Origin of the sequence: Nonomuraea sp. NPDC049637, assembly GCF_040675235.1 — a bacterium.
Lineage (GTDB): Bacteria > Actinomycetota > Actinomycetes > Streptosporangiales > Streptosporangiaceae > Nonomuraea.
On sequence record NZ_JBFAOM010000082.1, the window covers coordinates 1 to 21,243 of the forward strand.

21 protein-coding genes are annotated in these 21,243 nt (G+C 73.7%); 13 read left to right on the top strand and 8 right to left on the bottom strand.

Annotation, left to right across the window (positions count from 1 at the left end):
• On the bottom strand, positions 1 to 338 hold a 338-nt coding region (locus tag AB0J71_RS48195; protein ID WP_364421048.1), incomplete at its 3' end, for a metalloregulator ArsR/SmtB family transcription factor.
• A 67-nt stretch (positions 339 to 405) separates the two neighbouring features.
• Entirely contained in the window at positions 406 to 1,557 is a 1,152-nt protein-coding gene (locus AB0J71_RS48200; RefSeq protein ID WP_364421050.1) for an aminotransferase class V-fold PLP-dependent enzyme, read from the bottom strand.
• 382 nt (positions 1,558 to 1,939) lie between these two features.
• On the opposite strand from AB0J71_RS48200, the gene AB0J71_RS48205 reads away from it, so the two are divergent.
• The 3 genes from AB0J71_RS48205 to AB0J71_RS48215 all read left to right on the top strand — a co-directional run bounded on the left by AB0J71_RS48205 (position 1,940) and on the right by AB0J71_RS48215 (position 4,830).
• Positions 1,940 to 2,404: a hypothetical protein gene (locus AB0J71_RS48205; RefSeq protein ID WP_364421052.1), complete on the top strand. Its 465-nt coding sequence runs from the start codon at positions 1,940 to 1,942 to the stop codon at positions 2,402 to 2,404.
• 90 nt (positions 2,405 to 2,494) lie between these two features.
• A complete protein-coding gene (locus AB0J71_RS48210; RefSeq protein ID WP_364421054.1) occupies positions 2,495 to 3,586 on the top strand; it encodes a PLP-dependent cysteine synthase family protein in 1,092 nt (363 codons plus the stop codon).
• Complete coding sequence (locus AB0J71_RS48215) at positions 3,583 to 4,830, top strand: MFS transporter (RefSeq protein WP_364421056.1); 1,248 nt, start codon at positions 3,583 to 3,585, stop codon at positions 4,828 to 4,830. The genes AB0J71_RS48210 and AB0J71_RS48215 overlap by 4 nt, the downstream gene beginning before the upstream one ends.
• Before the next feature lie 105 nt (positions 4,831 to 4,935).
• On the opposite strand, the gene AB0J71_RS48220 is transcribed toward AB0J71_RS48215, so the two are convergent.
• From AB0J71_RS48220 to AB0J71_RS48235, 4 genes are all read right to left on the bottom strand, one after another.
• Positions 4,936 to 5,592, bottom strand: a complete 657-nt coding sequence (locus AB0J71_RS48220; protein WP_364421058.1) for a copper resistance protein CopC — start codon at positions 5,590 to 5,592, stop codon at positions 4,936 to 4,938.
• A gap of 150 nt (positions 5,593 to 5,742) precedes the next feature.
• Positions 5,743 to 6,438, bottom strand: a complete 696-nt coding sequence (locus AB0J71_RS48225) for a hypothetical protein (RefSeq protein WP_364421060.1) — start codon at positions 6,436 to 6,438, stop codon at positions 5,743 to 5,745.
• A 153-nt stretch (positions 6,439 to 6,591) separates the two neighbouring features.
• Entirely contained in the window at positions 6,592 to 7,041 is a 450-nt protein-coding gene (locus AB0J71_RS48230; protein WP_364421062.1) for a hypothetical protein, read from the bottom strand.
• 72 nt (positions 7,042 to 7,113) lie between these two features.
• Entirely contained in the window at positions 7,114 to 7,731 is a 618-nt protein-coding gene (locus AB0J71_RS48235; RefSeq protein ID WP_352328521.1) for a DUF4142 domain-containing protein, read from the bottom strand.
• Between the two features lie 88 nt (positions 7,732 to 7,819).
• Here AB0J71_RS48235 and AB0J71_RS48240 point away from each other — a divergent pair, with 88 nt between their 5' ends.
• The 5 genes from AB0J71_RS48240 (at position 7,820) to AB0J71_RS48260 (ending at position 12,743) form a co-directional block, all read left to right on the top strand.
• Positions 7,820 to 8,353: a carboxymuconolactone decarboxylase family protein gene (locus AB0J71_RS48240; RefSeq protein ID WP_352328519.1), complete on the top strand. Its 534-nt coding sequence runs from the start codon at positions 7,820 to 7,822 to the stop codon at positions 8,351 to 8,353.
• Positions 8,354 to 8,433: 80 nt separating this feature from the next.
• Positions 8,434 to 8,838 (top strand): nuclear transport factor 2 family protein, encoded by a 405-nt coding sequence (locus AB0J71_RS48245; RefSeq protein WP_352328517.1) that lies wholly within the window; start codon positions 8,434 to 8,436, stop codon positions 8,836 to 8,838.
• A gap of 109 nt (positions 8,839 to 8,947) precedes the next feature.
• Positions 8,948 to 9,604: a CBS domain-containing protein gene (locus tag AB0J71_RS48250; protein ID WP_364421064.1), complete on the top strand. Its 657-nt coding sequence runs from the start codon at positions 8,948 to 8,950 to the stop codon at positions 9,602 to 9,604.
• A 61-nt stretch (positions 9,605 to 9,665) separates the two neighbouring features.
• A complete protein-coding gene (locus tag AB0J71_RS48255) occupies positions 9,666 to 11,363 on the top strand; it encodes a GAF domain-containing protein (RefSeq protein WP_352328513.1) in 1,698 nt (565 codons plus the stop codon).
• A gap of 156 nt (positions 11,364 to 11,519) precedes the next feature.
• Positions 11,520 to 12,743: an MFS transporter gene (locus tag AB0J71_RS48260; RefSeq protein ID WP_364393918.1), complete on the top strand. Its 1,224-nt coding sequence runs from the start codon at positions 11,520 to 11,522 to the stop codon at positions 12,741 to 12,743.
• Positions 12,744 to 12,813: 70 nt separating this feature from the next.
• Here AB0J71_RS48260 and AB0J71_RS48265 read toward each other — a convergent pair whose 3' ends face one another.
• Both AB0J71_RS48265 and AB0J71_RS48270 read right to left on the bottom strand, forming a co-directional pair.
• On the bottom strand, positions 12,814 to 13,221 hold the full coding sequence (locus AB0J71_RS48265) for a pyridoxamine 5'-phosphate oxidase family protein (protein WP_364393915.1): 408 nt from the start codon (positions 13,219 to 13,221) through the stop codon (positions 12,814 to 12,816).
• A 65-nt stretch (positions 13,222 to 13,286) separates the two neighbouring features.
• Positions 13,287 to 13,928 (bottom strand): response regulator transcription factor, encoded by a 642-nt coding sequence (locus tag AB0J71_RS48270; protein WP_352326402.1) that lies wholly within the window; start codon positions 13,926 to 13,928, stop codon positions 13,287 to 13,289.
• Between the two features lie 170 nt (positions 13,929 to 14,098).
• Here AB0J71_RS48270 and AB0J71_RS48275 point away from each other — a divergent pair, with 170 nt between their 5' ends.
• From AB0J71_RS48275 to AB0J71_RS48295, 5 genes are read left to right on the top strand one after another with little or no spacing between them, the layout of a single operon-like run.
• Positions 14,099 to 17,758 carry a nitrate reductase subunit alpha gene (locus AB0J71_RS48275; protein ID WP_364421068.1) on the top strand — a complete coding sequence of 1,220 codons (3,660 nt, stop codon included), beginning with the start codon at positions 14,099 to 14,101 and terminating at the stop codon, positions 17,756 to 17,758.
• Entirely contained in the window at positions 17,758 to 19,305 is a 1,548-nt protein-coding gene (gene narH / locus AB0J71_RS48280) for a nitrate reductase subunit beta (RefSeq protein ID WP_352326401.1), read from the top strand. The genes AB0J71_RS48275 and narH overlap by 1 nt, the downstream gene beginning before the upstream one ends.
• Positions 19,302 to 19,964 (top strand): nitrate reductase molybdenum cofactor assembly chaperone, encoded by a 663-nt coding sequence (narJ, locus tag AB0J71_RS48285; protein ID WP_352326399.1) that lies wholly within the window; start codon positions 19,302 to 19,304, stop codon positions 19,962 to 19,964. Before narH ends, narJ begins: the two co-directional genes overlap by 4 nt.
• Positions 19,961 to 20,650, top strand: coding sequence for a respiratory nitrate reductase subunit gamma (gene narI / locus AB0J71_RS48290; protein WP_352326398.1), 690 nt, complete (start codon positions 19,961 to 19,963; stop codon positions 20,648 to 20,650). Before narJ ends, narI begins: the two co-directional genes overlap by 4 nt.
• 34 nt (positions 20,651 to 20,684) lie before the next feature.
• Positions 20,685 to 21,215, top strand: coding sequence for a universal stress protein (locus AB0J71_RS48295; protein ID WP_364421066.1), 531 nt, complete (start codon positions 20,685 to 20,687; stop codon positions 21,213 to 21,215).
• The last annotated feature ends 28 nt before the right edge of the window (positions 21,216 to 21,243 follow it).

Sequence of the window (21,243 nt, forward strand, 5' to 3'; positions counted from 1 at the left end):
GCCAGCGCCAGGTCCAGCAGCATCCGTACGTGCGGATCCTCCAGCCGGTAGTACGCCATCCGGCCCGAACGGCGGGCGGCCACGATGCGATGGGCGCGCAGCAGGCGCAGCGCGTGGGAGACCGCGGACTCGCTCTGCCCGGTCACCGCCGCCAGGTCGCACACGCACAGCTCGCCGTCCAGCAGGGCGACCAGCAGCTTCAGCCGGTTGGGGTCGGACAGCAGGCCGAAGACGTCGGCGGTGTCGGCCAGGTCCGCGGCGGCGGGCATGCGCTCGTGCACGGCCGCGACGCGGTCGGCGTCCACCACCTTGACCGCGCAGCCGTCCACGGCCAACACGTGGTCATCTGAAGAACTGTTCACATATCTAACCTAGCGGGACATGTCGGTGATCTGTCAACCTGCCTCAGGCCCGCAGCCGCGGGGTCAGCCGCCGCAGCGCCGCCGCCAGCCGGTCCACCTGCGCCGCCGAGGTGAACAGCGCCGGCGTGACCCGGACGGCGTCGCCCCCGGCCATGCCCGTGCGGGCGACCGTGTAGAGGCCGTAGGCGTCCAGCAGGGTGGCGGCGACGGCCTCGTTGTCGGCCGTGGAGGTGCGGCCGGCGATGCGGAAGGCGGTGATCGCGCCGTACATGCCGGGCTCGTCCGGGGTGAGGATCTGCAGGCCCGGCAGGTCGCGGACCTGGCTCACCCAGCGGTCGCGCAGGTGCCGCAGCCTGGCCTGCTTGACGGCCGCGCCGAGCCGCAGGTGGAAGTCGAGCGCGTCGGGGACCGTGAGGGGCGCCGCGACGTCCATGGTGCCCGAGTGGACCCGCGAGCGGATGTCGCCGGCCGGGAAGCTCTCGTCGCCGAAGACGGGCTCGATGTCGGCCAGCCGGTCCCGGCGGATGAAGAGGAACCCGGTGCCGAGGGGCGCGCCGATCCACTTGTGCAGCGAGAACGCGGCGAAGTCGGCGTCGAGGTCGGGCAGCGTGAAGTCGAGCTGCCCCCAGGAGTGGGCGGCGTCCACGACGACGTCCACGCCGCGCTCGCGGGCCATCGCGACGATCTCCCGGACCGGCAGCACCAGGCCGGTGCGGTTGTTCATGTGCGACAGCAGCAGCAGCCGGGCTCTCGGGGTGGTCCGCAGCGCCCGCTCGTAGGCGTCCAGCGCCGCCTGCCGGGTGGCGGGCTCGGGGAGGACGAACCGGGCCACCGTGGCCGCGCGCCGCCCGGCCAGCCAGTTCATGGTGTGCTGCGCGGAGGGGTAGTCCAGGTCGGCGTAGAGCACGGCGTCGCCGGGCCGCAGCCGCCGGTAGCCGGAGATGAGGTTCTGCAGCGCCTCGGTGCCGCCCCGGGTGAGCGCGATCTCCGCACGGGTGACCCCGAGCAGCGCGGCGATCCGGTCGCGCACCTCGTCGGCCCTGGCCTTGTACGCCGTGCGCAGCAGGTGGGAGTTGCGGGCGTTGAGGACGTCGACGTTGCGGTGGTAGGCGCGCCGGACCGGCTCGGGCATGATCCCGTAGTAGCCGTTCTCCAGATTGACGAAGTCGTCGCTGACCCGGAACTGCCGGGCCACACCCGCCCAGAAGCGTTCGTCCCGGGCCAGGGTCGTGGCGTCGGCGGCGTCGGCGGCGGCGGCCTGGGGGATCGCTCGGGAGAGCGCCCGCGGGAGCGCGGCCAGCGCGCCGGCCCCGGCGATGACCGCGCGTCTGGACAGAACTATGGGACACCCCCAAGATCGGGCGGCGCGGAATCGGGGCCGCGCCGGGCGAATGCCAGTGTCGCGGAGATGTCGCCGCGCGGCGAAAAAGGCTCGCCGTCGTTCCCGCCGTCCGGCGGGAAATCGCGGGCGCCGGAGATGATCGGTGGCGGCGATTCCCGTGCGCCGGAAATTTCTTTACCTCGGCCTTGGCCTTTTCCCGGCGCGCCGCGCCGCGTGGCGGGCATGATCTGCGGTGATGCTCACGACCAGGTCAGCCCGCGCGCTCCGCCCGCCCGTCCCGGGGGCCGGCCGGTGGTGGCCGCACGCGATGCTGGCCCTGGCCCTGCTGATCACCGTCGTGTTCGCGCACGGCGGCGCGTGCGCGGCCGTCGAGCTGTCCGAGCGGGCCCAGGGCGGCCCCGCTCCGTCCGCCCAGAGCGCCCACCTCGACGTGCACCGGCACGTCAGATGGCTGTCCGGGCGGATGCCGGTGCGCGACGCCGGGTGCCTGCACGGCGAGCTGCCGCCGGGCCACCTGCACGGCACCGAGCAGGAGTGCGCGGCCACCACGGCCACCGCCGCCGCGCCGGCCGTGGCCGCCGTCCCCGCGCTCGCCGCCGGGCCCGCGGCCGTCGGGTCCGGGGCCGTACGACCCGCGCCGCGGGCCGCCTCGCGGCAGGCCGTTTCCGGCCAGGAAAATCTCCGCGTGATGCGCATATAGGACGCGTGTCTTTCGTCGCCGTCCTTTTCCATCGCGCCCGCGGCGTCTTCCGTGCCGCGCGAGCGCCGTTCATCTCGGGGATAACAACCAATGTCGAACGACACTTTGCCGCGCCCTGACATTCTGCCCGCCATCGGCAATTCGGGTATTTGCGTAACCGTCGGAAACACACCGCTGGCGTTCGTCGCCGCGCCGTTCGTCGCGGACGGCGGCGGCTTCTGGGCCAAGCTGGAGGGCTTCAACCCGGGCGGCATCAAGGACCGGCCCGCCCTGCACATGGTCCGGCAGGCCCGCGCCAGGGGCGAGCTGGCCCCCGGCGCGACGATCGTCGAGTCCACCAGCGGCACCCTCGGACTCGGGCTGGCCCTGGCCGGCATCACCTTCGGCCATCCGGTCGTCCTGGTCGCCGACCCCGGCATGGAACCGCTCATGCAGCGGCTGCTGACCTGCTACGGCGTACGGCTGGAGATCGTGCCGGAGCCGCATCCCACCGGCGGCTGGCAGCGGGCCCGCCGCGACCGGGTCGAGGAGCTGCTGGCCGAGCTGCCCGGCTCCTACTGCCCCGACCAGTACGGCAACCCCGACAACGTGGCCGCCTACGCCGGGCTGGCCCGCGAGCTGCTGTCCCAGCTCCCGCACATCGACATGCTGGTCTGCTCGGTCGGCACCGGCGGGCACAGCGCGGGCATCACCCGCGAGCTGCGCCGCCACCTGCCCCGGCTGCGGCTGGTCGGCGTCGACACCGTCGGCTCGACCATCTTCGGGCAGCCCGACCGCCACCGCCTGATGCGCGGCCTGGGCTCCAGCATCCACCCCGCCAACGTGGCCTACGACGCCTTCGACGAGGTCCACTGGGTGAGCGCCGCCGAGGCGGTGTGGGCCTGCCGCACCCTGGCCGCCCAGCACTACGTCTCCGGCGGCTGGAGCACCGGAGCCGTCAGCCTCGTGGCCCGCTGGCTGGCCGGACGGGCCGGGCCGGGCGGCTGCGTCGTCGCCGTCTTCCCCGACGGGCCCTGGCGCTACTGGAACACCGTCTTCGACGACGGCTACTGCCGCGCCCACGGCCTGCTCGGCGTCACCCCCGCCGACGAGCCCGACGAGCTGGACGACCCCGCCGAGCGCGAGGTGCGCCGCTGGAGCCGCTGCGCCGCCGTCCGCGACCCGCTGGCGGGCAGGCGATGAAGGCCACGCTGGCGCAGTTCCGCTCCTTCGACCGGCCGATCCGGCTGCTGCAGGTCAACCAGGCGGGCATCAACATCGGCTTCTACATGCTGATGCCCTACCTCGCCCAGCACCTCTCGGCCGGCGCGGGGCTCGCCGCCTGGACGATCGGGCTCATCCTCGGCCTGCGCAACGCCAGCCAGCAGGGCATGTTCCTGATCGGCGGCGCGCTGGCCGACCGGTTCGGGCACAAACCCATGATCATGGCGGGGTGCGCCCTGCGTACCGTGGGGTTCGCGCTGTTCGGGCTCACCACGTCGCTGCCGCTGCTGGTGGCGGCCGCGGTGATCACGGGGCTGGCGGGGGCGCTGTTCAACCCGGCCGCCCGCGCGTACCTGGCCGCCGCGGCCGGGGAGCGCAAGGTGGCCGCCTTCGCCGTGTTCAACGTGTTCTACCAGGGCGGCATCCTGCTCGGGCCGCTGCTCGGGGTGCTGCTGCTGGCCGGCGGGTTCACCGCGGTGTGCCTGGGAGCGGCGGGGATCTTCGCCGTCCTGACCGTGCTTCAGGGGTTCTACCTGCCCGCGCGGCCCCGGGAGCCGGGGCGGGCGCGGCAGCCGGTGCTGCGGGCTTGGCGGCAGGCGTTCGGTGACCGGGCGTTCGTCTCGTTCGCGGCGTCGATGATCGCTTCGTACGCGCTGTCGTACCAGATGTACCTCGCACTGCCGCTGGAGGTGCAGCGGGCCGGCGGCGGCCAGTGGGCGGTGACCGCCCTGTACGCGGTGTCGGCCCTGCTCGGCATCGCCGGGCAGGTGCGCCTGACCGCCTGGTGCGGCGAACGGTGGAGCCGCGGCCAGGCGATCACCCGCGGGCTGGCCCTCATGGGGGCGGCCTTCCTGCCCATGGTCGCCGCCGCGCAGCTCCACCTGCCGCGGGCGGCGACGCTGACGGCCGCGCTGTTGTGCGCGCTGCTGCTCGGCGCCGGGACGCTGGTGGCCTTCCCCTTCGAGATGGCCACCATCGCCGACATGGCGGGCGAGGAGCTGGTCGGCACCTACTACGGCCTGTACAACCTGGCCTCCGGCGCGGGGATCCTGGCCGGGAACCTGCTGTCGGGCGCGCTGCTGGACGTGGCCGCCGAGGCGGGCTGGGCGGGCCTGCCCTGGTTGTCACTGACCTTCGCGGGGCTGGTCTCGGCCCTGGCGGTGGCCCGCCTGGAACACCGCAGCGCCCTGCGGCCACGCCTCCCGGCGACCATGGCCACCTAGCTCGCCCGCGACGCGGCCAGGGCCAGGGGGCGCATGGCGACCTGGAGCGCCCGCGACCTGGGCAGGGCCTGGGGCGCATGGTGATCTGGTGGGCCCGCGACGCGGTCAGGGTGTGGGGTCGGCGTCCCCGGTGGCGCGTCTGCGGCGGCCGGCCACGACGGTCGCGGCTCCGCCCGCCACCAGTGCCGCCGCGGCCACCCACAACCAGCCGGGCACGCCGCCCGAGCCCGTCTCCGCCTCGGCCTGGGCGACCGGTGACGAGGAGGCCGCCGGGGCGACCTCGGCCGGAGTCCCGGTCGAGGTGGTGGTCTCGGACGAGATCGGGGTCTCGGATGGGGTCTCGGCCGGGGTCTCGGTCGGGGTGGCGGGGGCGGTGACGGTGAAGCGCAGCTCGCCGGCGATCGGGTGGCCGTCGGAGGAGACCACCCGCCAGGCCAGCCGGTACCGGCCGGGCTCCAGCGGCGCGGCCGGCTCGGCCTTCACCGTGACGCCCTGGGCCCGCGGCTTGCCCAGCGGCAGGTTCTCGCCCGCCGGGCCGTCGAGCACGAGGGTCGGCAGGGTCATGCGGGAGGTGAACTCCAGCTCGATGCTCTCCACCCGCGCGACCTTGGCGCCGTCGGCGGGGGAGCTGCTCTTCAGCCGGTCATGGGCCAGCGCGGCGGGCGCGGCGGCCAGCAGCACCAGGACGGCGCCACCGACGGCGACACCGGCACGAAGGGCTGCCCGGAACGGGCGACGCGCGGGACGAAGGGGATGAATCACTGCGAACTCCGAGGTTCCTGGATCCGGCTCGACCGCCGGATGGACATGCGGTCCGGCGCGCGACGGGATGCGGAGGGCGTGCCGCGGCGGCGCCGGCTGGGTCGTCTGCCTGCCGGGAGGCACGCCGGACCCGCCGCATGACGGGGAACGTCAGCGGCCGGACGGCCAGGCGTGCGCAGCCGGGCGGGGCGGCCCGCGCCGGGAGAGCACCGGGGCCAGCAGCAGCGCCCGGTGACCCGCCACCGGCGGCCACAGCGGGCACGCGCGGGCGGGCCCGGCGGGCGGCGGGGCCAGGACGGACAGCCAGTCGCACAGCACGGCCCACAACCGGGCCAGCCGTACCGTGCTCAACCGCAGCAACGCCGCCAGCGCCGCGTCCCCGCGGGCCAGCCACCAGCTCGACGAGACGGCCACCGCCAGGTGGATCACCACCATCCCGGAAGAGCCGTGCTCATGGGCGCCGCCCCCGGCGAACGGGCCGGCGAACGGGCCCGCGAACGGCCCCGCGAACGGCCCCGCGAACGGGCCGGCGGAAGGACCGGCGAAGGATGGCGTGGAGGTGTCGAGCAGGTGGCTCAGGCCGTAGCGGGCGGACTCGGAGGCGTCGAAGAGCTCGTGGAGGCCGTACTGGGCGGCCACGCACATGGTCAGCAGGGGCGCCCATCCGCGGGGACGGGAACCGGCGGCGTAGGCGGCCGCGAAGGTCGCCGCGACGGCCAGGGCCAGCGGGCCGGGCGCGATCGCCGTGCCGCCGACCAGAGCGTGCAGCGCCGCCGAGGCCAGGACGCACACGGCCGTGAACACCGCGGCGCGAAGCGCGCGGACCACGGGACGGGCGACCTGCATCCGGCCATCGTGCCAGAGCCCGGCCGGGCCGTCATCCGCGTCCTTGCGCACCGGGCGGGCACGACACGCGGACGCGCCAAGCGGACGCACCGGGCAGGCGGGACACACGGGTGCCCGGGCAGGCGCGACGGGGAGCCGGCGCGGCTGGGAGGGTCAATGGTGTCGTGGGGTCTGGAGTTCGCCGCCCAGGCGGTCGTGCAACCGTTCCAGCAGGTCGGCCGTGGCGACGACGACCCAGCGGTCGCCGACCAGGTACGCGCCGCCGTACGCCTGGGCGATGTCGAGCCAGTCTCGTTTGCCCTTGTCTGTGCTGAACGTCACGATCGTCAGGCGGCCCTGCGGGCTGTCGCAGGCCGCCTGCCGCAGCTCGGCGGCGTCGGTCTGCAGCTTGCCGGCGGGGCAGCCGAGCAGCGTGGTGAGCTGTTTCATGTCGCCGGCCGGCACCTTCGGCGCGACGGCGACGGCGGGGGGAGCGGCGCCGTGGTGGTGCGCTGGCTGCGCCTGGGGGACGGGGGCGGTCGCGCACCCCGTCAGCAGGGCGATGCCCAGGGCGGCGATCGCCTGCCGCGACGCGCGGACGGGTGATGAGAGAGGTTCGGGCATGAGGTCAGTGTTCCGCCGGAGTGTCGATGGATCCGGTCCCCGTGGAAGGACGCGCTTCCAGGGGCCGGCAGGTCAGGAAGTGGGCGGGGCGGGGGACGGGAGCGGGGGCTCGGGGAGCTGGTTGTGGTTCACCAGGCCGGTCGATTCGAGGTACGTCATGTGGCGCATGACGAAGTTGATGCCTTCCTGGGCGAACTTGCGGATCTCGGCGTTCCTGGTCCCGGCCCGGACGAGCGCCAGGGTGCCGAAGACCTTGCCGTGCGCGGCGCGCAGCAGGTTCGCGTAGTCCTGGTCGAAGGCCGGTCCGCTCTCGGCCGCGAGCTGGGCCAGCCAGCGCTGCTGGTCGGGGTTGGGCTGGTCGGGCAGGGCGACGCCGAGCCTGGCCGCGGTGTCGCGGGTCATCTGGTCCAGCTTCTGGTGCTCGCCCATGATCTGCTTGCCGACCTGCTTGACGCGCTGCGACTGGGCACGGGTGGCGGCGTACTCGCCGGCGGGCATCTCCCACAGGCCGGCCTGCCGCACCTTGATCAGCAGGTCGATGTCGGCGGCCGAGAGGGGGCCCGAGGGCGTGAGGGTCCGTTGCGCGTCCGCGGGGTCGATCGACGGGGGCAGGATCAGCAGGATCGTCGCCGCCGCCGCCGCGACGAAGCCGCCGAGCATGAACATCTCACTGCGCAGGAGCCTGTGCATGCTCGAAGGTACGCGGGCCCGCCCGATCCGGTTCAACGGATCCGGGACCGGTTTCCCGCATACCCCCTATGGGTATAGAGTGCGCCGTATGAGACGTCTTGAACCCCTTGTTCCTGAGAAGGCCCCCGAGAAGTCCCGTCAGATCCTGGACGACATCGTCACCAGGCACGGCGCGGTGGGTGACATGGTGTCCACGATGGCCCACTCGCCCGCGTTGCTCCAGGGATACCTGGACTTCTCCCGGGCGATGAAGCGGGTGAAGATCCCGCGCGCGCTCAGCGAGAAGATCTCCCTGGCCGTGCAGGAGTGGATCGGCTGCGGCACGTGCCTGGCCGCGCACACCGAGGGCGCGCTGGCCGCCGGGCTGAGCGAGGCCGACGTCGCGCTGGCCCGCCAGGGCACCTCGGCCGACGCGCGGGAGGCCGCCCTGATCTCGGTGGCGGTGCGGGTGCTGGTCGAGCCGTCGTCCATCACCGACGAGGAGGTGGCCGGGCTGCGCTCGCTCGGCTGGAGCGACCGGGTGATCGCCGAGGTCGTCGGCCTGGTCTCGCTCAACCTGCTGACCGGCGCGTTCAACCTGCTCGTGGGGAACCAGCCGGAAGCGGAGCAGGCCAGGGGTTAGCTCGTGATGTACTGGCTCATGGCGATCGGCGTGCGACCGGACCGGGTTCCCGCACGCCCCGGCGACGGATGGAGGACGACATGACCGCGCACGAACCGGCGGCATCCCCGCAGGGGCACCACCGGGCCCACGCCGACGCGATCGACGCCTTCATCGCGGCCGCCAACGCCGACGACCCCGACCACCGTTCCGCGCTGCTCAGCCGGGCCCTCGCCGCCGACGTGGTGTTCTGGGGGCCGCTCGGCCGCGGGTCGGGCCGGGGCGCGGTGGCCGACTTCGTCACCGAGGTGGTGCAGGGCTACCGGGCCGGCGGTTGCCGGATGGTCCGTACGACGTCCGTCGACGCGCCGCACGAGTGGGCCAGGTTCGGCTGGCGCTTCGAGGGGCCCGACGGCGCCACCGTCCTGTCGGGCACCGACATGGTGCACCTCACCCCCGCCGGCGACATCGACGAGATCGTGGTCTTCGCCGGTCCGCTGCACTGACACCCGCTCCCGCCGTCCAGGACCTAAGCCCTTCGCCCGCGGGACGTTCGCCGCTGCCGCCACCGCCCCCGCGCGAGGGACCGTGGAGGCGGAAAGCGAGGTGGCGATCATGTCGATCGAGGTCAAGGACGTCATGGGACGCGTGGCGATCGCGGTGCTGGAGCACGCGTCGTTCGCCGACATCGTGGCGGCGATGAAGCGGTACGCGGTGGGCGCGGTCACCGTGATCGACGCCGGCCGTCGGCCGGTGGGCGTGGTGTCGGAGGACGACCTGCTGCTCAAGGAGACCGGCCACGCCCGGCACGCCGTCTCCGTCCTCGACCCGCGGACGCGGCGGCAGGAGCACCGCAAGGCCGCCGCCGTCACCGCCGCGGAGCTGATGACGTCGCCGGCGGTCACGGTGACCCCGGGCATGCCGGTGCGCGAGGCGGCCAGGATCATGCACGCCCGGCGCATCAAGCAGCTGCCGGTGATCGACCCGGTCACCGGCCGCGTCGTCGGCACCCTGCACCAGCGCGACGTGCTGCGCGTCTTCACCCGACCGGCCGCCGAGCTGGAGGCGGACGTCAGGGCCGTGCTCCCGCCGGACGGCATGTACGCGGTCGCGGCCGACGCCGGCGTGGTCACGATCACCGGCGGGCCGGCGGGCGGGGCGCGGGCCGCCGCGCTGGCGGAGGCGGTCCGGGCGGTGGAGGGCGTCGTGGACGTCGTGATCGAGCTCGACCGTGACCGGGAGGACCTGTTCACCGTCCCGCCGCTGCTGTAGTGGCCGGGCGCGGCCCGGCCTGATTCGGGCGGCGAGGCGACCTGCTGGGACACTGAACGGTATGTCGGAAAGTGCGCAGCGCAGCCTGATGCCCCAGATGCGGCTCGACGAGCTGCTGGCCGAGCTGCAGACGAGGCTCAACGCCGTCCTCGCCACCCGTGACCGGGTGCACGCGCTGCTGGAGGCCGTGGTCTCGGTCGGCAGCGACCTCGACCTGGAGACCGTGCTGCGGCGGATCGTCGAGACGGCCACCAAGCTGGTGGACGCCACCTACGGGGCGCTCGGCGTGGTGGGGGAGGAGAGCACGCTCGTCCAGTTCATCCCGGTGGGGCTGAGCGAGGAGGAGATCGCCCGCATCGAGCACTGGCCGCACGGGCTGGGCCTGCTCGGCCTGCTGATCAAGGACGCCCGCCCGCTGCGGCTGGGCCGCATCTCCGACCACCCCGAGTCCTACGGCTTCCCGCCCGGCCATCCGCCGATGGGCACCTTCCTCGGCGTCCCGGTACGCGTGCGCGACGAGGTGTTCGGCAACCTCTACCTGACCGAGAAGCGCGGCGGCGGCGACTTCGACGAGGAGGACGAGGCCATCGTCGTCGCGCTGGCCACCGCCGCCGGCGTCGCCGTGGAGAACGCCCGCCTGTACGAGGAGTCGCGCCGGCGCGAGACCTGGCTGAAGGCGTCCTCGGAGATCACCACCAGCCTGCTGTCCGGCGCCGGCTCCCGCGAGGTGCTCACCACCATGGCCGCACGGGCCCGCCAGATGACCGACGCCGACCTGGTCCAGGTGCTGCTGCCCGACCCGTCGGGCGGCACGCTGACCGTCGACGTGGCCGAGGGCGAGGGCGCGGGCGAGCTGCTGGGGATGGCGTTCGACGTCTCGGCCACCCTGGCGGGGGAGGCGTTCACGCACGCCGAGCCCAGGTCCGAGCGGGACCTGCCGGGCCCGCCCTACCCCGACTCGCCGCTGCGGCGGCTGGGCTACGGGCCGGGCCTGATGGTCCCGCTGGGCGCCGCGCCCCGCGTGCGCGGCGTGCTCATGCTGGCCAAGCGCGGCGGGCGGCTGCCGTTCAGCGGGGCCGACCAGCAGATGCTGGAGTCGTTCGCGGGGCAGGCGGCGATCGCGCTGGAGCTGGCCGAGGCCCGCCGCGACGCCGAACGGCTCGGCCTGCTGGAGGACCGCGACCGCATCGCCAAGGACCTGCACGACGTCGTCATCCAGCGACTGTTCGCCACGGCCATGACGCTGATGAGCACCGTCCGGCTGGTCGAACGCCCGGAGGCGGGCAAACGGCTGCAATACGCCATCGACGAGCTGGACGAGACGATCCGGCAGATCCGCTCGTCCATCTTCGCCCTCCAGGCGCCGCGCGAGGACGCCGCGCCGAGCCTGCGCACGAAGATCGTCGACCTGGTGGAGGGGGCGGGCGCGCACCTGGGGTTCATGCCCGGCCTGCGCATGGAGGGCCAGATCGACACCCTGGTGCCCGACCAGGTGGCCGGGCACCTGCTCGCCGTCCTGCGCGAGGCGCTGTCCAACGTGGTGCGCCACTCCCGCGCCACCCGGGCCGAGGTGTCCATCGAGGTCGCCGGTGGCCGGCTCACCCTCGTCGTCGGCGACAACGGCGTCGGCGTGGGCGACGGCGGGCGGCGCAGCGGCCTGCGCAACATCGAGGAACGGGCCGCCGACCTCGGCGGGGCCGCCGAGCTGGAGACGCCGGAGGAGGGCGGCACCCGCCTGCGCTGGCACGTCCCGCTGTGAGGGCCGCCCAAGCCCCTCGCGCGTCCTAGGTCCCGGCAGGTCGGGACCTTCGTCCATACCTCGCGTCATGCCCGCTGAGCTGTGATGGGACGGCACAGCCAGGTGATCGCGGCCATCCAGGCCGCCCCACCTCCGCATGAACCACGTGAGGAAGACATGACGAACGCACCGGCCACCACCCCCGGCCGCAGCCCGGCGTTGATGCTCACCCTGGCGACCCTGGGCTTCGCGGTGAACTTCTGGGCCTGGGCCCTGCTCAGTCCGCTCGGGCCACGCTTCAAGGAGCTGCTCGGGTTGTCGGCCGGGCAGCAGGCGCTGCTGGTGGCCGTCCCGGTGATCGTGGGGTCGCTGGGCCGCATCCCGGTCGGCGCGCTCACCGACAGGTTCGGCGGCCGGGTGATGTTCCCGCTGGTCTCGGCGGCCACCATCGTCCCCGTCCTGTTCATCGGCCTGTTCGGGCAGATGTCGATGGCCGCGCTGCTGATCGGCGGCTTCTTCCTCGGCGTCGGCGGAACCGTGTTCGCCGTGGGGGTGCCGTTCGTCAACGCCTGGTTCCCGCCGAACCGGCGCGGCCTGGCCGTCGGGATCTTCGGCGCCGGGATGGGCGGCACCGCGATCAGCGCGCTGACCACCGTCCCGCTGGTCCGCGCGGGTGGCGCCGCCGTGCCGTTCCTCATCACCGCCGTCGTCCTGGCCGCCTACGCGGTCGTGGCGTGGCTGGTGCTGCGCGACGCGCCCGGCCGCACCGCCGTCACCCAGCCGCTCGCGGCGCGCCTGGCCGCCGCGCTCAGGCTGCCGATCACCTGGCAGGCGTGCGTGTTGTACGCGGTCGCCTTCGGCGGTTACGTCGCCTTCTCGGTCTACCTGCCCGCCTACCTGCAGACCGGGTACGGGCTGGAGCAGGCCGACGCCGCCAACCGGATGGCCGGGTTCGTCCTGCTGGCCGTGCTGGCGCGGCCCGTCGGCGGCTGGCTGTCGGACCGCGTCGGCCCGGTGCCCGTGCTGACCGGCGTGTTCGTCGTCACCGCCGGCACGGCGGGCGTGCAGGCGCTCACCCCCGGCCTCATGCCGGTCGGCACCATCGCGTTCCTGACCATGGCGGCCGCGCTCGGCGCCGGCAGCGGCGCCACCTTCGCGCTGGTCGCGCAGGTCGCCCCGGCCGACAAGGTGGGCACGGTCACCGGCCTGGTCGGCGCCGCCGGCGGGCTCGGCGGGTTCGTCCCGCCGCTGGTGATGGGCTTCCTGTACGGCCGGCTCGGCTCGTACGGCCTCGGCCTGGCCCTGCTCGCGGCCACCGCCGTGCTCACCCTGGCCCTGACGGTGACCGCGGTCCGCGCCCTGGCCGCCCGCCGCGTGGCCGGCCCGGCCGGCTCACGCTGACCGCGCCGCACGAATGGGGGCGGGGCCCGGCCGTGCGGCCGGGCCCCGCCCAAGGGTGTTCAGCGGCAGGTCACTCGGCGATCCGGCGGCCGGACAGCTGCTCGGCGTCGACCACGACGTAGTGGTCGCGGCTGCCCGGAGCCCACGGGGACAGGGGCAGCGCGGCCAGCCGGGCCGTCTCGGCCGGATCGGTCACCGCCCGCGCGTGCCCGACCGCCGTCACCGACCAGCCGGTGCGCATCGCGGGGTCGAACTCGTCGGCCTCGAACGCCACCACGGCGTGCCGGGTGGCCGCGGCCAGCTTCGACCCGATCGAGGTGCGGATGACGACGCGCTCGCCGTCGAGGCAGAAGTTGACCGGCTGCACGGCCGGCAGGGCGCGATCGGTGAAGACGATCCGCCCGATCGGCGTGGACGACAGCAGGCGCAGGCACTCCTCACGGGAGAGCACCTGGAGCCCGGACGAGTCGAGTTGCATGCTGCACAGCCTCCCACCAGGTACGTTCCCGGCGTCAGAGGCGAAAGTCCCATCGCGGGGGACGCTCAGTCGCGACGGTCGGCCCGCAACCGCGCCGACAGCGCGGCGGCCTGCGTCCGGCGCTGCATGTTGAGCTTGGCCAGCAGGTTGGACACGTAGTTCTTGACCGTCTTCTCGGCCAGGAACATGCGCTCGCCGATCTGCCGGTTGGTCAGCCCCTCGCCGATCAGGTCGAGGATGTTCCGCTCCTGCTCCGACAGCGCCGCCAGCGGGTCCTGCCGGGCGGCCTGGTCGCGCAGCCGCTGCAACATGGCGGCGGTGGTCTGCGGGTCGAGCAGCGACTGCCCGGAGGCCACCGTGCGCACCGCGCCGACCAGGTCGGAGCCGTGGATCTGCTTGAGCACGTAGCCGGAGGCGCCGGCCATCACCGCGTCGAACAGGGCGTCGTCGTCGGCGAACGAGGTCAGCATGAGGCAGGCCAGCCCCGGCACCTTCGAGCGCACCTCCCGGCACACGTCGACGCCGTTGCCGTCGGGCAGGCGCACGTCGAGCACCGCGACGTCGGGCTTCAGGGCCGGGATGCGGGCGATCGCCGACTCGGCGGTCCCGGCCTCGCCGATCACCTCGATGTCGTCCTCGGAGCCCAGCAGGGCGGCCACGCCACGCCGCACGACCTCGTGATCGTCGAGAAGGAACACACGAATCATGTCTGCGACGCTACCGCCTCCCGTCACCCGGAAGTAGGGACCAAGGTCCCCGGCCGCCGGTCGTGGGCCCATCGGCCGGCACGAAGGGACTTTGGTCCCTGCCGGGGCCGCCGGCCCGCCCACCAGCCTGGATCCATGACCGTTGTGGCAGGGGATGAGTTGTGAGCGACATGGACGCGACCCCGGGCATGGGGCCGTTGCTGGCGGCCAGGAAGTTCTTCACCAGGGCGGAGGTGTCGGCCGACGGCCGCACCCTGCACCAGATCGACCCCGGCGCCTGGGACCGCTTCTACCGCGACCGGTGGGCGCACGACAAGGTGGTGCGGTCGACGCACGGCGTGAACTGCACGGGCTCGTGCTCCTGGCAGGTGTTCGTCAAGGACGGCCTGATCACGTGGGAGCACCAGGCCACCGACTACCCGTCCGTCGGCCCGGAGTCGCCCGAGTACGAGCCGCGTGGTTGTCCCCGTGGCGCGTCCTTCTCCTGGTACACCTACTCTCCCTCGCGGGTGCGCTACCCGTACGTGCGCGGAGTGCTGCTGGAGATGTGGCGCGAGGCCAAGGCCCGGCTGGGCGACCCCGTGCCGGCGTGGGCCGAGCTGACCGGCGACCCGGAACGCGCGCGGGCCTACAAGCGGGCCCGCGGCAAGGGCGGGTTCGTCCGGTCGAGCTGGGAGGAGGTCCTGGAGCTCATGGCCGCCGCCCACGTGCACACCATCAAGGAACACGGCCCGGACCGGGTGGTGGGCTTCTCGCCGATCCCGGCGATGTCGATGGCCTCGTTCGCGGCCGGCACCCGCTTCCTGTCGATGATCGGCGGCACGCTGCTGTCGTTCTACGACTGGTACGCCGACCTGCCGATCGCCTCGCCGCAGGTGTGGGGCGACCAGACCGACGTGCCCGAGGCGGCCGACTGGTGGAACTCCCGCTACCTGATCATGTGGGGCTCCAACATCCCGGTCACCCGCACGCCGGACGCCCACTTCATGACCGAGGCCCGCTACCAGGGCACCAAGGTCGTCGCGGTCAGCCCGGACTACGCCGACAACGTCAAGTTCGCCGACGACTGGCTCGCGCCGCACCCGGGCACCGACGGCGCCCTGGCCATGGCGATGGGCCACGTGACGCTGACCGAGTTCTTCCGCGACCGCCAGGTGCCGTACTTCACCGACTACGTGCGCAAGTACACCGACCTGCCGTTCCTGGTGACGCTGGAGCCGCGCGGCGACGGGTACGTGCCGCGCCGCTTCCTGACCGCCGCCGACCTGGGGCAGGAGAGCGAGAACGCCGAGTTCAAGACCGTCTTCCTGGACGGGACGACCGGCGCGGCGCGGGTGCCCAACGGCTCGCTCGGCCACCGCTGGGGCCAGGAGGGCGAGGGCCGCTGGAACCTCGACCTGGACGGCGCCGTCCCCGCGCTGACCCTGCTCGGCCGGTCCGGGCGCGCGGTCGAGGTGGACCTGCCGCGCTTCGACGAGGGCCCCACCGAGGGCGGCTCGGTCATGCGCCGCGGCGTCCCGGTCACCGAGCTGGCCGGCAAGCTCGTCACGACGGTGTTCGACCTGCTCATGGCCCAGTACGGCGTGGCCCGCGACCTGCCCGGCGAATGGCCGGCGAGCTACGAGGACGCCACACAGCCCTACACCCCGGCCTGGGCGGAGGAGATCACCTCGGTGCCGGCCGCCACGATCACCAGGATCGCCCGCGAGTTCGCCCGCAACGCCGAGCGCACCCGGGGCCGGTCGATGATCGCGATGGGCGCCGGCACCAACCACTGGTTCCACTCCGACCAGATCTACCGCTCGTTCCTGACGCTGGTGCTGCTGACCGGCTGCCAGGGCGTCAACGGCGGCGGCTGGGCGCACTACGTGGGCCAGGAGAAGGTCCGCCCGGTCACCGGCTTCCAGCACCTGGCCTTCGGCTTCGACTGGCAGCGCCCGACCCGGCACATGGCCGGCACCGCGTTCTGGTACCTGGCCACCGACCAGTGGCGTTACGAGCGCATCGGGGCCGGCGAGCTGGCCAGCCCGCTGGGCGAGGGCAGGTTCGCGGGCCGCTCGTTCGCCGACTGCAACGCCCAGGCGGCCCGGCTGGGCTGGCTGCCCTCGCACCCGACGTTCGACCGCAACCCGCTCGAGCTCGCCGACGAGGCCGCCGCGCGCGGCGTCCCGGTGGCCGAGCACGTCGTGGACGAGCTGAAGGCGGGCCGGCTGCGCTTCGCCGCCGAGGACCCGGGCGACCCGGCCAACTTCCCGCGGGTGCTGACCGTGTGGCGGGCCAACCTGCTCGGCTCGTCCGGCAAGGGCAACGAGTACTTCCTGCGTCACCTGCTCGGCGCCGACGCCGAGGCCCGCAACGAGGAGACGCCCGAGGGGCTGCGCCCGGCCGAGGTGACCTGGCGGGAGAACGCCGCCGAGGGCAAGCTCGACCTGCTGACGACGATCGACTTCCGGATGACGTCCACGGCGCTGTTCTCCGACGTGGTCCTGCCCGCCGCCACCTGGTACGAGAAGCACGACCTGTCCAGCACCGACATGCACCCGTTCGTGCACGCCTTCAACCCGGCCATCGCCCCGCCCTGGCAGACCAGGTCCGACCACGACGCCTTCCTCGGGCTGGCCGACGCCTTCTCCGAGCTGGCCGCCCGCCACCTGGGCCGGCGCACCGACGTGCTGGCCGTCCCGCTCACCCACGACACGCCGGACGAGCTGGCCCAGCCGGGCGGCCGGGTGCGCGACTGGCGGCACGGCGAGTGCGAGCCCGTCCCCGGCCGGACGATGCCCAAGATCGTCACAGTCGAGCGCGACTACGGCGCCGTCGCCGAGCGCGTCCGCGGGATCGGGCCGCTCTTCGCCGAGCTGGGCCTGACCACCAAGGGGATCACCTACCGGGTGGGCCCCGAGCTGGACCGCCTGCGCGAGCAGAACGGCGAGACCCCCGAGGGCCACATCTCCCTCGGCACCGCCGACCGGATGTGCGAGGCCATCCTCGCGCTGTCCGGCACCACCAACGGCCGCCTGGCCACCCAGGGCTTCGAGACCATGGAGAGGCGCACCGGGACCAGGCTCGCCGACCTGGCCGCCGAGCACGAGGGCAGGCGCATCACGTTCGCCGACACGCGGTCGAGGCCGCAGCCGGTGATCACCTCGCCCGAGTGGTCCGGCTCGGAGACCGGCGGACGCCGCTACTCCGCCTTCGTCATCAACGTCGAACGCGACAAGCCCTGGCACACCCTGACCGGCCGGCAGCAGTTCTTCCTCGACCACGACTGGATCATCGAGCTGGGCGAGCAGCTTCCCGCCTACCGGCCGCCGCTCGACCTGCGCCGCCACCACGGAGACCAGGGCGACGGGCAGTCCGACGGGCAGGGGACCGAGGTCACGGTGCGGTACCTGACGCCGCACTCGAAGTGGTCGATCCACTCGGAGTACCAGGACAACGCGTACATGCTGGCCCTGTCGCGGGGCGGGCCGACGATCTGGATGAGCGTCGAGGACGCCGCCTCGATCGGGGCCGCCGACAACGACTGGATCGAGGCGTACAACCGCAACGGCGTGGTCGTGGCCAGGGCGGTCGTCTCCCACCGGATGCCGGCCGGGACCGTGTACATGTACCACGCCAAGGACCGCAACGTGAACGTCCCGCTCACCGAACGGTCGGGCCGGCGCGGCGGCGTGCACAACTCCCTCACCCGGCTGCTGCTCAAGCCCAGCCACCTCATCGGCGGGTACGCGCAGTTCACCTACGCCTTCAACTACTACGGGCCGACCGGCAACCAGCGTGACGAGATCACGGTGATCCGCCGCCGCGGCCAGGAGGTGACCTACTGATGCGCGTCATGGCACAGGTCGCCATGGTGATGAACCTGGACAAGTGCATCGGCTGCCACACCTGCTCCGTCACCTGCAAACAGACCTGGACGAACCGGGACGGCGTCGAGTACGTCTGGTTCAACAACGTCGAGACCAAGCCCGGCGTCGGCTACCCCAAGCGGTACGAGGACCAGGAACGCTGGCACGGCGGCTGGCAGCTCGACGGGCGCGGCCGGCTCAAGCTGCGCGCCGGCGGCCGGGTCAAGCGGCTGCTCAGCCTGTTCTCCAACCCCGACCTGCCGGACCTGGACGACTACTACGAGCCGGCCACCTACGACTACGACACTCTGCTCAACGCCCCCGCCGGGCCGCACGTGCCGGTCATCCGTCCCAAGTCGGCCATCACCGGCGAGGACATGGCCATCACGTGGGGCGCCAACTGGGAGGACGACCTCGGCGGCGCCCCCGAGCACGCCCACGGCGACCCCAACCTGGCGGCCATGGCCGAGAAGGTGCGCATGGAGTTCGACCAGACCTTCATGTTCCACCTGCCGCGCATCTGCGAGCACTGCCTCAACCCGGCGTGCGTGGCCGCCTGCCCCTCCGGCGCGATGTACAAGCGGGAGGAGGACGGCATCGTCCTGGTGGACCAGGACCGCTGCCGCGGCTGGCGCATGTGCGTCTCGTCGTGCCCGTACAAGAAGGTGTACGTCAACCACAAGACCGGCAAGGCCGAGAAGTGCACGTTCTGCTTCCCCCGCATCGAGGCGGGACAGCCGACCGTGTGCGCCGAGACCTGCGTGGGCCGGCTGCGCTACCTCGGCCTCGTCCTGTACGACGCCGACGCCGTGCTCGCCGCCGCCCGCGTGCCCGAGCGCGACCTGCTGGAGGCCCAGCGCCAGGTCTTCCTCGACCCCGACGACCCGCAGGTGGCCGCCGCCGCCCGCGCGTCCGGGATCAGCGAGGACTGGATCGAGGCCGCCCGGCGCTCGCCGGTCTACCGGCTGGCCATGCGCTACCGGGTGGCGCTGCCGCTGCACCCGGAGTACCGCACGCTGCCGATGGTCTGGTACATCCCGCCGCTGTCGCCGGTGCTCGACGCCGTGACCGGGGCCGGCGCGGACGCCGACGACCCCGACAACGTCTTCCACGCCATCACCGACCTGCGCATCCCGCTGGAGTACCTGGCCGGGCTGTTCAGCGCCGGGGACACCGAGGTGGTGGCCGGGGTGCTGATGAAGCTGTCGGCGATGCGCGGCTACATGCGGGCCCGCACCCTCGACGGCACCGTGGCCGGGGACCTGCTGGAGTCGGCCGGGATGACGGCGCGGGACATGGAGGAGATGTACCGCCTGCTGGCCGTCGCCAAGTACGAGGAGCGCCACGTCGTGCCCGCCGCCCACCGCGAGGACGCCGCCGCGTTGTCGGCCCAGGCCGCCGGCTGCAGCCTGGACGGCGACGGCGGCCCTGGCATGAGCGGGTTCCACCCGACCGGCGTGACCGGCCGCCGCAGCGACGGGCGTCTGGGCCTGAAGCTGTTCACCGGCAGGGGGCCGGCGTCATGAGGCTGCTGCCCGCCCCCGACACCCTCGTCGACCGGCCGCAGCACCGCGCCGCGCTGCTCCGGCTGGTCTCGCTGCTGCTGCAGTACCCGGACGCCGGGCTGCTGGCCGCCCGCCCCGAGCTGCGCAAGGCCGTCGCCGCGCTGCCTGACGGGCACCCGCGCCAGGCGCTGGAGCAGTTCCTGTGGTGGTTCGGCGACCGGCAGCCGATGCCGCTGGCCCGCCACTACGTCGAGACCTTCGACCTGCGCCGCAGGTCCAGCCTCTACCTCACCTACTACCTGCACGGCGACACCCGCCGCCGGGGCATGGCCCTGCTGACGCTCAAGCAGCGCTACCGGGTGGCCGGGCTCACCCCGCCCGAGGGCGAGCTGCCCGACTTCCTGCCGGTGGTGTGCGAGTTCGCCGCGCTGGCAGGGCCGGAGGCGGGGGAGGCGCCGCTGCGTCAGCACCGCAAGGGGCTGGAGCTCATCCGCACCGCCCTGCACGAGGCCGGCTCGCCGTACGCGCTCGTGCTGGACGCCCTGTGCGCGGTGCTGCCCGGCATGTCGGAGGCCGAGCGGGCCGCGGTGGCCGACCTGGCCCTGGCCGGCCCGCCCGCCGAGGAGGTCGGCCTGGCCCCGTACGGGCCGCCGCTGAACGAGAGTGAGGTACGGCCGTGAGCGTCGTGCTCTGGGCGATCGTCCCCTACGTCGCCTTGACGATCTTCGTCGCCGGGCACGTCTGGCGCTGGCGGGCGGACCAGTTCGGCTGGACCACCCGTACCACGCAGGTGCTGGAGAGCAGGCTGCTGCGGCTCGGCTCGCCGCTGTTCCACCTGGGCGCGTTCGCGGCCATCGGCGGGCACGTGCTCGGCCTGCTCGTCCCCAAGAGCTGGACCGAGGCCGTCGGCGTGGACGAGCACCTCTACCACCTGGTGTCGGTCAGCGCCGGGACCGTGGCCGGGGTCATGGTCGTCGCGGGCCTGACGCTGCTGCTGGCCCGGCGCCTGACCAGCCCCCGGGTGCGGCGCACCACCACCCGCGCCGACAAGGTGCTGTTCGCCGTGCTGGCCGTGGTGATCGTGCTGGGCGTGGCCGCGACCGTGGGCAGCAACCTGCTCGGCGGCGGCTACGACTACCGGGCCACGATCGCCGTCTGGTTCCGGGGCGTGCTGACCTTCCGTCCGGATCCGCGGCTGATGGCCGACGTGCCGCCGCTGTTCCAGCTGCACGCGATGTCGGCCTGGCTGCTCGCCGCGATCTGGCCGTTCACCCGGCTGGTGCACGTGTGGTCGGCGCCGGTGGCCTACCTGTGGCGGCCCTACGTCGTCTACCGGCGGCGCGTGCCCGTCCGGCCGCGGACCTGACGGCACGAGGAATCCCAAGGGAAAGGAGAGCGTGATGGGCGGTCAGATCGTGGTGGCGGTGGACGGATCCGCGCCCGCGACCGCGGCGGTGGAATGGGCGGCGGCCGACGCCGCGCGGCGCGGGCTGGACCTGCGCATCGTGCACGTGCGCAGGCCGGGCGGGGCGGACGGCTCCGCCCGCGCGCTGGAGACCGCCGCCGCCCTGGCCGGGCAGGCCGGACGGGCCGGGCACGCCGGGCAGGCCGGGCCGGTCGGGGTGACGACGGAGGCGCTCGCCGGGAACGTCGTGGACACCCTGGTCGCCGAGTCGCTCGCGGCCGACAGCCTGGTGCTGGGCTCGCGCGGGCTCGGCGGGTTCACCGGCATGCTGGCCGGATCGGTGAGCGTCGCCGTGGCCGGGCACGCCGCCGGCCCGGTCGTCGTCGTGCGGACGCCGCCGCAGGGGCGGCACGACCGGGTGGTGGTCGGCTTCGACGGCTCCGGGCACGCGCGGGCGGCCATGGAGTACGCCGGGTCGGTCACGCACACCCGGCCGACCCCCGCTACGAGACCTGGCGCGACCTGATCCCCGAGGACCCCGAGGTGGTGCTGTC

Bases quoted from the DNA above. Each gene is read 5' to 3' on its own strand.
- AB0J71_RS48205 (WP_364421052.1), top strand. From the start codon at position 1,940: ATGCTCACGACCAGGTCAGCCCGCGCGCTCCGCCCGCCCGTCCCGGGG.
- AB0J71_RS48210 (WP_364421054.1), top strand. From the start codon at position 2,495: ATGTCGAACGACACTTTGCCGCGCCCTGACATTCTGCCCGCCATCGGC.
- AB0J71_RS48215 (WP_364421056.1), top strand. From the start codon at position 3,583: ATGAAGGCCACGCTGGCGCAGTTCCGCTCCTTCGACCGGCCGATCCGG.
- AB0J71_RS48225 (WP_364421060.1), bottom strand. From the start codon at position 6,438: ATGCAGGTCGCCCGTCCCGTGGTCCGCGCGCTTCGCGCCGCGGTGTTC.
- AB0J71_RS48230 (WP_364421062.1), bottom strand. From the start codon at position 7,041: ATGCCCGAACCTCTCTCATCACCCGTCCGCGCGTCGCGGCAGGCGATC.
- AB0J71_RS48235 (WP_352328521.1), bottom strand. From the start codon at position 7,731: ATGCACAGGCTCCTGCGCAGTGAGATGTTCATGCTCGGCGGCTTCGTC.
- AB0J71_RS48240 (WP_352328519.1), top strand. From the start codon at position 7,820: ATGAGACGTCTTGAACCCCTTGTTCCTGAGAAGGCCCCCGAGAAGTCC.
- AB0J71_RS48245 (WP_352328517.1), top strand. From the start codon at position 8,434: ATGACCGCGCACGAACCGGCGGCATCCCCGCAGGGGCACCACCGGGCC.
- AB0J71_RS48250 (WP_364421064.1), top strand. From the start codon at position 8,948: ATGTCGATCGAGGTCAAGGACGTCATGGGACGCGTGGCGATCGCGGTG.
- AB0J71_RS48255 (WP_352328513.1), top strand. From the start codon at position 9,666: ATGTCGGAAAGTGCGCAGCGCAGCCTGATGCCCCAGATGCGGCTCGAC.
- AB0J71_RS48260 (WP_364393918.1), top strand. From the start codon at position 11,520: ATGACGAACGCACCGGCCACCACCCCCGGCCGCAGCCCGGCGTTGATG.
- AB0J71_RS48265 (WP_364393915.1), bottom strand. From the start codon at position 13,221: ATGCAACTCGACTCGTCCGGGCTCCAGGTGCTCTCCCGTGAGGAGTGC.
- AB0J71_RS48270 (WP_352326402.1), bottom strand. From the start codon at position 13,928: ATGATTCGTGTGTTCCTTCTCGACGATCACGAGGTCGTGCGGCGTGGC.
- AB0J71_RS48275 (WP_364421068.1), top strand. From the start codon at position 14,099: ATGGACGCGACCCCGGGCATGGGGCCGTTGCTGGCGGCCAGGAAGTTC.
- narH (WP_352326401.1), top strand. From the start codon at position 17,758: ATGCGCGTCATGGCACAGGTCGCCATGGTGATGAACCTGGACAAGTGC.
- narJ (WP_352326399.1), top strand. From the start codon at position 19,302: ATGAGGCTGCTGCCCGCCCCCGACACCCTCGTCGACCGGCCGCAGCAC.
- AB0J71_RS48295 (WP_364421066.1), top strand. From the start codon at position 20,685: ATGGGCGGTCAGATCGTGGTGGCGGTGGACGGATCCGCGCCCGCGACC.